11 protein-coding genes are annotated in these 12,419 nt (G+C 43.1%); all 11 read right to left on the reverse strand.

Annotated features, from left to right (window positions below):
- Nucleotides 1-22: 22 nt before the first annotated feature.
- Nucleotides 23-1,852, reverse strand: coding sequence for a glutamine--fructose-6-phosphate transaminase (isomerizing) (gene glmS / locus Q4591_RS11660; RefSeq protein WP_102436372.1), 1,830 nt, complete (start codon nt 1,850-1,852; stop codon nt 23-25).
- Nucleotides 1,853-1,891: 39 nt separating this feature from the next.
- Nucleotides 1,892-2,662, reverse strand: coding sequence for a DeoR/GlpR family DNA-binding transcription regulator (locus tag Q4591_RS11665; RefSeq protein ID WP_102436374.1), 771 nt, complete (start codon nt 2,660-2,662; stop codon nt 1,892-1,894).
- Between the two features lie 211 nt (nt 2,663-2,873).
- Nucleotides 2,874-4,994 carry a TonB-dependent siderophore receptor gene (locus Q4591_RS11670; RefSeq protein ID WP_303461158.1) on the reverse strand — a complete coding sequence of 707 codons (2,121 nt, stop codon included), beginning with the start codon at nt 4,992-4,994 and terminating at the stop codon, nt 2,874-2,876.
- A gap of 163 nt (nt 4,995-5,157) precedes the next feature.
- Complete coding sequence (gene glmU / locus Q4591_RS11675) at nt 5,158-6,522, reverse strand: bifunctional UDP-N-acetylglucosamine diphosphorylase/glucosamine-1-phosphate N-acetyltransferase GlmU (RefSeq protein ID WP_303461160.1); 1,365 nt, start codon at nt 6,520-6,522, stop codon at nt 5,158-5,160.
- A 211-nt stretch (nt 6,523-6,733) separates the two neighbouring features.
- Nucleotides 6,734-7,162 (reverse strand): F0F1 ATP synthase subunit epsilon, encoded by a 429-nt coding sequence (locus Q4591_RS11680; RefSeq protein ID WP_303461162.1) that lies wholly within the window; start codon nt 7,160-7,162, stop codon nt 6,734-6,736.
- 33 nt (nt 7,163-7,195) lie between these two features.
- On the reverse strand, nt 7,196-8,587 hold the full coding sequence (atpD, locus tag Q4591_RS11685) for a F0F1 ATP synthase subunit beta (RefSeq protein ID WP_102436380.1): 1,392 nt from the start codon (nt 8,585-8,587) through the stop codon (nt 7,196-7,198).
- A gap of 34 nt (nt 8,588-8,621) precedes the next feature.
- Nucleotides 8,622-9,482: a F0F1 ATP synthase subunit gamma gene (gene atpG, locus Q4591_RS11690; protein WP_102436382.1), complete on the reverse strand. Its 861-nt coding sequence runs from the start codon at nt 9,480-9,482 to the stop codon at nt 8,622-8,624.
- A 49-nt stretch (nt 9,483-9,531) separates the two neighbouring features.
- Entirely contained in the window at nt 9,532-11,073 is a 1,542-nt protein-coding gene (gene atpA, locus Q4591_RS11695) for a F0F1 ATP synthase subunit alpha (protein ID WP_102436384.1), read from the reverse strand.
- Nucleotides 11,074-11,087: 14 nt separating this feature from the next.
- Entirely contained in the window at nt 11,088-11,621 is a 534-nt protein-coding gene (gene atpH, locus Q4591_RS11700; protein ID WP_102436386.1) for a F0F1 ATP synthase subunit delta, read from the reverse strand.
- A 16-nt stretch (nt 11,622-11,637) separates the two neighbouring features.
- Complete coding sequence (gene atpF / locus Q4591_RS11705; protein WP_076541804.1) at nt 11,638-12,108, reverse strand: F0F1 ATP synthase subunit B; 471 nt, start codon at nt 12,106-12,108, stop codon at nt 11,638-11,640.
- A gap of 28 nt (nt 12,109-12,136) precedes the next feature.
- Nucleotides 12,137-12,406, reverse strand: a complete 270-nt coding sequence (gene atpE, locus Q4591_RS11710; protein WP_303461164.1) for a F0F1 ATP synthase subunit C — start codon at nt 12,404-12,406, stop codon at nt 12,137-12,139.
- Between the last annotated feature and the right edge of the window lie 13 nt (nt 12,407-12,419).

The raw sequence follows: 12,419 nt of genomic DNA on the forward strand, positions 1-12,419 counted from the left end.
ATGCTAGTAATTAACTCTCGATTTATTCAACCGTTACCGATTTGGCTAGGTTACGTGGTTGATCCACGTCTGTACCTTTAATTAGTGCCACATGGTATGACAATAACTGTAGTGGAATGGTATAAATCAGCGGCGCCATAAACTCATCACAGTGTGGTACTGGGATCACCTTCATGGTGTCATCAGACTCAAACTCGGCATCTTTATCGGCAAACACATACATTAAGCCACCACGAGCACGCACTTCTTCGACGTTTGATTTAAGCTTTTCAAGCAGCTCGTTGTTAGGTGCGACAACAATAACTGGCATGTCAGCATCAATAAGCGCTAATGGGCCGTGCTTTAGTTCACCAGAGGCATAGGCTTCTGCATGAATGTATGAAATTTCTTTCAGCTTTAGTGCGCCTTCCATTGCGATTGGGTATTGATCACCTCGGCCTAAAAATAGTGCATGGTGCTTGTCGGCAAAGTCTTCGGCTAGCTCAGCAATGGCATCATCTAAACCAAGGGCTTGCTCAACTTTCGCAGGCATAGATTGTAGGCTTTGGGTGATAGCGGCTTGCATTTCTTCGCTCATGCCATTGTGACGACCAATTGCTGTGGTTAGCATTAATAAACCAGCCAATTGCACGGTAAAGGCTTTAGTTGAAGCCACACCAATTTCAACGCCGGCTTTCATCATGTAAGCCATATCAGATTCACGCACTAATGATGAACCAGGTGCATTACAGATGGTTAAGGTGGCTTTATAGCCCATTTCTTTTGCTAGACGCATTGCCGCTAAAGTATCAGCTGTTTCACCTGATTGTGAAATCGTCACCAACAAGCTGTTAGGGAATAAGTGCGATTTGCGATAACGGAACTCAGAGGCTATTTCAACATTACAGGATACGCCTGCCCAGTCTTCTAACCAGTAACGCGCCGCCATACCCGCATGGTAACTGGTACCACAGGCAATGATTTGTACGTGTTTGATGTCTTTTAAGAACTCGGCTGCGTTGTCACCAAAAGCAGTATCTAATACTTTACCACCAGCAATACGGCCTTCTAAAGTATGGGCGATGGCAGTTGGCTGCTCGTAGATTTCTTTAAGCATGTAGTGACGGTATTCACCTTTATCACCGGCATCGTGGGTGACTTCTGACTCTTTCACTTCACGCTCTACTGCATTGCCATCAACATCAAAAATATTCACTTCACGGCGAGTCACTTCGGCTACATCACCTTCTTCTAAAAAGGCAAATGAACGGGTAACAGGTAATAAAGCCAGCTGATCTGATGCGATAAAGTTTTCACCTAAACCGTAACCCACGACTAACGGGCTACCACTACGGGCAACAACCATGCGAGAGTTATCACGGCGATCGACAACTACAGTTCCGTAAGCACCTTCTAGTTGTTTAACAGCAGTTTGCACAGCGGCAACTAGGGTGTCATGTGTTTTCAACTCGTGATGAACAAGGTGACAAATCACTTCGGTGTCAGTATCTGATGCAAAGCTGTAACCCAAACCTTTTAGCATTTCGCGCAGTTTATTATGGTTTTCAATAATACCGTTATGCACTACGGCAATATCGCCTTCAGACACATGTGGATGAGCATTACGCTCGCTTGGCTCACCGTGGGTTGCCCAACGGGTGTGCGCAATACCTGTGCCGCCAGCCAGTGGTGCTGCGGCTAACGCATCTGATAACTCTTGTACTTTACCGACGCGGCGAGTACGGCCAAGTTGATCATTATTGATGATGGCAACACCTGCAGAGTCATAACCACGGTATTCAAGGCGCTTAAGGCCTTCTACTAAAATTTCAGCCACATCTCTTTGCGCTACTGCGCCTACGATTCCACACATAATTTATGTCCAATTATTTAATTTAGTAAAAATGAAAAACTATTCTTTGTGAGGAGCCAAAATGACTCTCACACCATATTCTGTAATTGTGGCCACAGTCTCTGCAGGTAGCTTGTCATCAGTGACTAATACACTGATATTGCTCCAAGGTAATTCGAGGTTGGGGATCCTGCGGCCAAACTTGTCCGATTCAAGCATCACGATAACGTCTCTTGAGACCTCTGCCATCACTTTGCTTAAGCCAGTTAATTCGTTAAAGGTGGTGGTGCCACGGGCTAAATCAATGCCATCTGCGCCAATAAATAGCTGGTCAAAGTTATATGAGCGTAGTACTTGTTCCGCTATTTGACCTTGAAACGACTCTGAATGCGGATCCCAAGTGCCGCCGGTCATCAATAATGTCGGCTCATTTTCTAACTCATGGATGGCGTTTGCCAGTTGCAATGAGTTCGTCATCACTAACAAACCGCGCTTATGATTGAGCTGTTGAATTAACCCTGAGGTGGTACTGCCGCTATCAATGATAATGCGGTTGTGATCGTTAATTAATTCAGCCGCAGCTTTGGCGATTGATAATTTATTAGGGGCTATTTTGCTGCTAAATGCCTGAGTGACTTCATCAGGTATAGCAACTGCGCCACCATAGCGGCGTAATAACAGTCCGGTTTTTTCTAAAGTGGCTAAGTCTTTACGAATGGTGACTTCAGAAGTTTCGAACCGTAAGGATAACTCATCAACACTGACTTCACCTTGGCTATTCAACAGGCTAATAATGCTATGGCGTCGCTGCTGTGTGTTTCTTTTATTCATGTTCAGTAGCTTAAGTTTCGGTTCGAAAGACATATTATAACTAAACGAAACTTTTTTACTAGCCTTTGAAAGTTAGCTATTTCAAATTTAGCCCAACAAAAAGCCCCTATCATTGATATAGGGGCTTGATATTGATAATCAAAAGTTAAAGTAAGCTAGCAGTGTCACTGTAACAATTGTGGCAGTAATTTACTTAATGCCTTATTAATACTTAGAATTTTGCTTCAAATGCTAAGCTAAAGTTCCGTCCCTCTCCAACGGTGACATCAGTTTCTGAACCACCATCAAGATAGTCGGTATCAAATAGGTTTTTGATATTCATGCGTACGCTAATATCGCTTCCCATTACCGGCATTGAATAGGCAGCACCTAAGTCAAAACGAACATAGTCGTCTTTTACAATGGCATTACTGGTATTAGCAAAACGTTCGCCAACATATATTGCCCCGAAATTAAAGGCTAAGTCTTGGGTCATTTCGTAACGAGTCCAGATATTCGCCGATAATTCAGGCGCATCTACTGGGGTTTTGCCATTCAAGCTATCTTGATCTGGGCGGATATACTCTGCATCTAAATACATCATTGAACCGGTCATAAACCATTTATCGCTTATCTGGCCTTGTGAACCTATTTCAAAACCTCGATGGCGCTGCTCACCTGATTGAGTGGTAATGGTTTGCTCAGAGTTTTCAATCTGCTCTTTTACTGTGACATTATTCACTGTGATATCAAATACAGCGCCAGTCAGCAATAAACTGCCGTCAAATAGCTCCCACTTGGCACCAAGTTCATACTGTTCGCCGTATTCAGGATCAAGGTTCATTTGGTCATTAAGATCATTAATATCGTTAACCATACCTTGTGGTGTGAAGCTTTTTGAATAATTAAGGTAAATGCTTGCGCTTTCTACTGGCGAGTAAATAAGCCCAAACTTAGGTGACACTGCATAGCTATTGTTACCAGCACCTTCTTTCTTTTGCTCGTCATAACGCATACCAGCCAGCGCTTTCCATGAGTCATTGATTGTTATTAAATCTTGAATATAAAAGCCGTAATGCTTGTATTCACTTTCAGATTTAGTGTCATCATTACGATAATCAAGTTGAGGGTTAGGCATGGGCAGCCCAGGCATCACAACTTGATATTTGTCGCCAGATTCTTTGAGCTGACCGTAATAATAATCAAGCATATTGGCGCCAATTAACAATTGATGACCTAAATTACCAGTTTGAAAATTACCCGTTAAATCAACAAAGCCAGTCTTATGCTGCCAATCATCATAACGATCAAATGGACTGATATAGTAGCCATCTGTTAGCGGATCATCACCACATGCAGTACATAGGCTTGGCGATGAATCTAAACGCTGACGGTTAAATTGTTGGTCGTTATAACCAGCTTTAATTTTCCAATCATCAGTTAAATGATAAGTTAATTCAGCACCTAAATTACTAATGGTGTTATCGGTAAATGCCCAAGGCATATCCCAAATCGTGTCACGTCCACCAATAAGTTCTCCATCAGCATCTAACCAACCACCACGATCGATTCCGGTTTTGTCTTGGGTATGGTCATATTTAACCGACAACAACAAATCATCAGTGACATCAAACTCTACATTTAAATAGCCTAACCAACGATCTCGTTCTTGATTAGAGTCATCGCGGTACTCTCGCCAATACTGGGTATCTTGTTTCACCAGCACGGTGCGATAGCGCAGCGTTTGCGCTTCATTCAAACTGCCACCCGCATCAAGTTGCAAACGAGTAGAACCATGCTCATCAATGTCAAAACCGATATCGATCATTGAATCATAAGTCGATTTTTTGGTAACCATATTAATCAGTCCACCGGGACCTGACTGACCGTACAACATGCTTGAAGGCCCTTTTAACACTTCAACTTGCTGTAATGTTTCGATTGGCTGTACATAGTGAGACCACTGCTGCTGACCATTAATCAAGAAACCTGAGCCTGAAGATAGCTCAAAACCGCGAAGGTTAAATACCTGACGATTCCACTTTTCACTGCCGCCAGTCACACTGGAGTCATTAACTAGCACTTCTGATAAATTCGTGGCTAATTGCTCGTCGGTAATAAAATCAGGAATGACGGTAACTGATTGAGGGGTATCTAAAATGCTAATATCACCGCGCATTGCGCCAGATGCCGTACCGACTTTATAGTCATTGAATTGTCTACCTGTGACTTCAATATGCTCGATACCTGGAGAGTTGGCTTGATTGGTATGGCTCTGCTCTTCTGCTATAACAGACATTGATAAAATTGCACTCGTTACCGCAAGTGACAAACAAGATAGCTTTGTTAACATCTTCACCCTCTAAAGTTTCGCAATTGTGTATTTATGTGGCGCAACTATAAATGAGAATGATTATTATTAAAGTTTATTTACATTGCCTTTACCTTTGTGTTTTTTATGTAAAAAAAACGACAAGCAACTATGCTTGTCGTTTGATATTTAATCGTTTTTTAGTCTATTTGGCTTTTTTAACTGGTCTTGCCCAACCACTGATATGGCGCTGTTTAACACGAGTAATAACTAACTCGCCTTCAGCGACATCTTTAGCAATTGTTGAACCAGCACCCAAAGTGGCATTTTTACCTATGGTCACTGGGGCAATTAATTGAGTATCACTCCCCACAAATACGCCATCTTCTATGGTGGTTAAGAATTTATTCGCACCATCATAGTTACAGGTAATAGTACCTGCACCAATGTTAACCCCTGCGCCAATATTGGCATCGCCTAAATAAGCCAAATGGCCAGCTTTAGAACCTTCACCTAACACTGCCTTTTTCATTTCAACAAAGTTGCCAATATGGGCATTATCTTTTAGCTCAGCGCCTGTACGTAAACGAGCAAATGGTCCAGCACTGGCTGCAACTCCAAGCTTTGCCCCTTCAACGATTGAGTAAGGCTTAATTTCAGCATTATCAGCGATAACGCAGTCAGTTAATATCGCGCCTGCGCCAATAGTGACATTGTTACCTAAAGTCACTTTGCCATTAAAGATGACATTAACATCAATCATCACGTCCATACCCACGGTCACATCACCGCGGATATCGATACGGCTAGGATCACGTAAATTTGCGCCAGCCAGCATTAACGCTTCAGCTTCACGGGCTTGATAAGCACGTTCTAATTGCGCTAACTGAACGCGGTTATTAGCGCCTTCAACTTCCACTGCTGATTGTGGCTGCGCGGTATCAATTGCCACTCCATCTTCGTGGGCCATAGCAATAATATCGGTTAGGTAATACTCACCTTGGGCATTACTGTTTGAAAGACGCCCTAGCCACGCTTTTAATTGCTTACCAGGTACCGCCATAATGCCGGTATTCACTTCATTGATAAGTAGTTGCTCAGCATTAGCATCTTTTTGCTCGATAATACCAACAACCTTGCCACCTTCGCGCACGATACGGCCATAACCGCTTGGGTTAGCTAAATTAACCGTTAATATTGCTAAACCATTTTCAGGGCGAGCAGCAAGTAGGCTTTCTAAGGTAGATTGCTGAATTAACGGCACATCCCCATATAAAATCAGCACAGTGTCATCATCGTTAATGTTTGGATTGGCTTGCGCGACGGCGTGGCCTGTACCTAATTGCTCAGCTTGCAATACCCAATTAACCGCTTGCTCACCTAAAGAAGCTTGTAGCTTGCCTGCGCCATAGCCATAAACCAATTGAATAGCGTTTGAGCCTAATGAGTTTGCAGTATCAATAACATGTTGCACCATGCTTTTGTGGGCAATAGGGTGCAGTACCTTTGGCAAGTCTGAACGCATCCGTGTTCCTTTACCAGCAGCTAAAATTACAACATTTAATGACATCGGGATTCCTTTATACAAGTATTCAATTTTGGCTAATGCAGTTTATTGACGCTGATTTTAACCTAGATTATGGGGGACAGGAAATCAGCATGGAAATTATTACACTATTAGTCAAAAATTGGCGTATAAGCACGACTATTATGATGCAATTGATTCAAATTCTAGATACAAAAAAGGCGACCCTAGGGTCGCCTTTTCAAAACAATAACCTTTATCTGGCAATGTTCTTTTTGATGGTTTCAACAACACGAAGTTGAGCTAATGATTTAGCTAATTCAATTGTTGCAGCTTCATAATCAAAGTCAGCACCAGCATTAGCGATATTCGCTTCAGCCTTTTGCTTAGCTTCTAATGCAGCTTGCTCATCAATATCATCGGCACGCAAAGCGACGTCAGCAAGAACAGAGATTGAAGCAGGTTGTACTTCCAGGATTCCACCTGAAAGATACATCACTTCTTCACTACCATCTTGCTTGATCATGCGCGCCATGCCAGGTTTGATTCTAGTAAGTAATGGAGCATGGTTAGGCATAATGCCTAACTCACCCTCGGTGCCGCTCACTTCTAAGAAGCCTACTTCACCGCTGAACATGCTGTTTTCAGCACTTACTATATCAAGTTGGACTGTCATGGCTGCCATCAAGTTCTCCTAAAATACTAAGCTAATGCTCAGTTATTTTGCTTTGTTAGCTTTCTCGACAGCTTCGTCGATTGAACCAACCATGTAGAACGCTTGCTCAGGAATGTGATCGAACTCACCATTCAAGATACCCTTAAAGCCACGGATGGTGTCTTTAAGAGAAACGTATTTACCTGGAGAACCTGTAAATACTTCAGCAACGAAGAAAGGCTGTGAAAGATATTTTTCAATCTTACGAGCACGGAATACAGTTGTTTTATCTTCATCAGATAATTCATCCATACCTAGGATCGCAATAATATCTTTCAGCTCTTTGTAGCGCTGAAGTACAGTTTGAACGCCGTTCGCAACATCATAATGCTCTTGACCAACTACTAATGGATCTAATTGACGTGAAGTCGAATCCAATGGGTCAACCGCAGGGTAAATACCTAGCGATGCAATGTTACGAGACAGTACAACAGTCGCATCTAAGTGAGCGAAGGTTGTTGCTGGTGACGGATCGGTTAAGTCATCCGCAGGTACATATACCGCTTGTACAGAGGTAATAGAACCAGACTTAGTTGAAGTAATACGTTCTTGTAGAACACCCATTTCTTCAGCTAGTGTTGGTTGGTAACCTACTGCAGAAGGCATACGACCTAACAGTGCAGATACTTCAGTACCGGCTAAGGTATAACGGTAGATGTTATCAACAAATAACAGTACGTCACGACCTTCGTCACGGAATTTCTCAGCCATTGTCAAACCAGACAATGCAACACGTAAACGGTTACCTGGAGGCTCGTTCATTTGGCCATAAACCATGGCTACTTTGTCGAGTACGCCAGAATCTTTCATTTCGTAGTAGAAGTCGTTACCCTCACGAGTACGCTCACCAACACCAGCGAATACAGAAAGACCTGAGTGTGCTTTTGCGATGTTGTTGATTAATTCCATCATGTTGACGGTTTTACCAACACCAGCACCACCAAATAAACCAACTTTACCACCCTTAGCGAATGGACATACAAGGTCAATAACCTTGATACCAGTCTCTAAAAGTTCAGTTGAGCTTGATTGATCTTCATATGAAGGAGCTTCACGGTGAATTTCATAACGCTCTTCTTCACCAATTTCGCCACATTCATCAATAGGCTCGCCCAATACATTCATGATACGGCCAAGGGTTGCAACCCCTACCGGAACAGAAATTGGTGAACCTGAGTTTGCTACCTCTAGACCACGACGCAGACCATCAGAAGAACCCATAGCGATGGCACGAACAACACCACCACCTAGTTGTTGCTGAACTTCCAGCACCAAACCATTACAGTCGCCTTCACCTGTGATCTTCAGAGCGTCATATACCTGAGGTACAGCATCTTGTGGAAACTCTACGTCCACAACCGCGCCAATTACTTGGACAACAGTACCTGTGCTCATGATTAATCCTCTAAACTTGTTTTCGTTACCTAACCTAAACCGCTGCAGCACCTGCAACAATTTCCGACAATTCTTGCGTAATCGCAGCTTGTCGTGCCTTGTTGTAGACTAATTGCAGATCATTGATCAGTTCGCCAGCGTTGTCTGTTGCCGCCTTCATCGCTACCATTCTGGCAGCTTGCTCAGAGGCAATATTCTCAACAACACCTTGATAAACTTGAGACTCCACATAACGAGTCAGTAATACTTCCAAAATTTCTTTTGGATCTGGCTCGTAAATATAATCCCAAGGATACTTAGCTACTTCTTCTTCTGACTTAGGCAAAGGTAGCAGCTGCTCGATCACAGGAGTTTGAGTCATTGTGTTAACGAATTTGTTGAACACAATAAACAAACGATCCAATTTACCTTCGTTGTAAGCTTGTAGCATCACACGTACGGTACCGATTAAATCGGCTAATTTAGGCGCATCGCCTAAACCAGATGCATGGGCAGAGATTTCTCCACCAAAGCTTTTGAAGAACTGCACACTTCGTGCACCAATAGGACAAAATTCAACATCTGCCCCTTGGTCTTTCCAGCTCTTCACGTCTGACACAACCTTTTTGAAAAGGTTAACGTTCAAACCACCACAAAGGCCACGGTCGGTTGACACAACAATGTAACCAACCCGCTTGGCATCTCTCACTTCCAAATATGGATGTTTATATTCAAGAGTACCTTGCGCAACGTGACCGATCACCTGACGCATATGCTCTGCATATGGACGACTTGAAGCCATGCGTTCCTGCGCTTTACGCATTTTGCTGGCTGCAACCATTTCCATAGCAGAAGTGATCTTCTGAGTGTTTTTAACACTCGCGATCTTGGTTTTAATCTCTTTAGCGTTGGCCATCTTTACTCTCCAATTCTGGACCGGAGGTGTCTTACGACACCTCTATTCATTACCAGGTTTGGGTTTCAATGAACTTGTCCATGCCCGCTTTTAATTCACTTTCAATGTCTGCATTGTAGTTGCCAGTTGCATTGATAGTTTTAATAAGCTCAGCATGTTCGCTGTTCATATATGAAAGCAGAGCGGCTTCAAAGCTACCGATTTTACTTAATTCTACAGTCTTCAAGTAGCCTTTTTCAGCTGAGAAGATTGAGATAGCTTGATCAGCAACGCTCATTGGAGCATATTGCTTTTGCTTCATAAGTTCGGTAACACGCTCACCATGCTCAAGTTGAGCACGAGTTGCATCATCTAAGTCAGATGCAAATTGTGAGAACGCAGCAAGCTCTCGATACTGTGCTAACGCGGTACGAATACCACCAGACAGTTTCTTGATGATCTTAGTCTGAGCCGCACCACCAACACGAGAAACAGAAATACCTGGGTTAACAGCAGGACGTAGTCCTGAGTTAAACAAGTCAGTCTCAAGGAAGATCTGACCATCTGTAATAGAAATTACGTTGGTCGGTACGAATGCAGATACGTCACCAGCTTGGGTTTCAATAATAGGTAACGCAGTTAAAGAACCGGTTTGACCTTTTACTTCACCGTTAGTGAACTTTTCTACATAGTGCTCGTTTACACGTGAAGCACGCTCTAATAAACGAGAATGTAGATAGAATACATCACCTGGGTATGCTTCACGTCCTGGTGGACGCTTCAATAGTAGTGAGATCTGACGGTAAGCAACTGCTTGCTTAGATAGATCATCATATACGATTAAAGAATCTTCACCGCGGTCACGGAAGTATTCACCCATAGAACAACCTGAGTAAGGTGCTAAGTATTGTAATGCTGCAGCTTCAGAAGCTGTTGCAACTACAACGATAGTGTTAGCTAATGCACCGTGCTCTTCAAGCTTACGTACCACGTTAGCGATTGTAGAAGCTTTTTGCCCTACTGCTACGTATACACATTTAATGCCTGAATCTTTCTGGTTGATAATTGCATCAATAGCCATCGCTGTTTTACCAGTCTGACGGTCACCAATGATCAATTCACGTTGTCCACGACCGATTGGGATCATTGAATCAACGGCTTTATAACCAGTTTGGATAGGTTGATCTACTGACTGACGTTCAATAACACCAGGAGCAATTACTTCAACAGGAGAGAAACCATCGTTGTCGATAGGTCCTTTTCCGTCAATTGGCTCACCAAGAGTGTTAACAACGCGGCCTAATAAACCACGACCTACTGGTACTTCAAGAATACGACCAGTGGTCTTAACTTTTGCGCCTTCTGCTAAATTAGCATAAGGACCCATTACTACGGCACCGACAGAATCACGTTCTAAGTTCAACGCGATTGCAAAACGGCCACCAGGCAGTTCGATCATTTCACCTTGCATTACATCGGCTAGGCCATGAATGCGAATGATGCCGTCACTTACTGCAACGATTGTACCTTCGTTGCGAGCTTCACTAACGACGTCGAACTGCTCGATCCGCTGCTTAATCAGATCGCTGATTTCAGTGGAATTCAGTTGCATGCTCAAACTCCCAATTACGATTGTAGCTTATCAGACAAGCGCGATAAATTACCGCTAACAGAGCCGTCAATGACTAAGTCGCCTGATTTAATAATTACACCACCAATCAGTGATGCATCTACGCTACAATTCAGCTTTACTTTGCGTGCGAGACGTTTCTCAAGAGAAACACTAATTTGCGTTTGTTGCTCAGAGCTTAGCTCAGTCGCTGAAACAACATCGGCTTCAACTTCTTTTGCCCACTCATTGCGATATTCAGCAAAAAGTAGCGATACTGTAGGTAGTATCTCTAAACGACCGTTTTCGGCCATAACCTTCAAAAGGTTTTGACCTTGCGCGTTCACTTGATCACCACATATTTCTATGAATAATGATGCAAGCTTGGCACTCGCTAATGAGCCACCTAGCAACGGCTTAATTGATTCGTTTTCACTTACCAATGCCGCGAAGTTAAGCATTTCTGCCCAAGCTTCAATTGCTTTGTGCTCAACAGCGAAATCAAAAGCTGCCTTTGCATAAGGACGAGCAATGGTGCTTATTTCAGCCATAACTCCGCTTCCTTAATTAAATTTCAGCAACAAGTTTATTAACTATGTCACTGTGAGCTTCTGGGTCAATCGAACGTTGAAGAATCTTCTCTGCACCAGTGATGGCAAGAGTAGCAACTTGCTTACGCAAGTCATCTTTAACGCGATTACGTTCGTTTTCAATTTCAGCTTGACCTTGAGCAATGATTTTCGCACGCTCTGTATCAGCTTCCATTTTTGCTTCTTCAACTATTTGAGCTTTGCGCTTATTAGCTTGCTCAATAATTTCGTTAGCAGTCGCCTTCGCTTCTTTTAGTTGCTCATTTGCTTTCGCTTGAGCCAACTCTAGATCTTTTGCAGCACGTCCTGCATCAGCTAGTCCATCGGCAATTTTCTTCTGGCGTTCTTCGATAGCGTTCATCAATGGTGGCCATACAAACTTCATGCAAAACCACACGAAGAGAGCAAAAGAAATCGCTTGGCCTAGCAGGGTAGCGTTAATACTCATAACGACAACTCCTTACTAAGAGGGACGATTAGCCAGCTAGAACTTCACTTAATTGACCCACAAACGGGTTAGCGAATACGAAGAATAATGCAACACCAACTGCAATCATTGAGATCGCATCAAGTAGACCAGCTACGATGAACATTTTAGTTTGTAATGCTGGAGCTAGTTCTGGTTGACGAGCAGAAGCTTCTAAGAACTTGCCGCCTAAGATAGCAAAACCAATACCAGTACCTAGCGCTGCTAAGCCAATCATGATTGCAACAGCTATTGCTGTAAAGCTAATTACAGTTTCCATTTTATCTCCGATA

Source organism: Shewanella sp. 3_MG-2023 (genome assembly GCF_030548765.1).
Classification (GTDB): Bacteria; Pseudomonadota; Gammaproteobacteria; order Enterobacterales; family Shewanellaceae; genus Shewanella.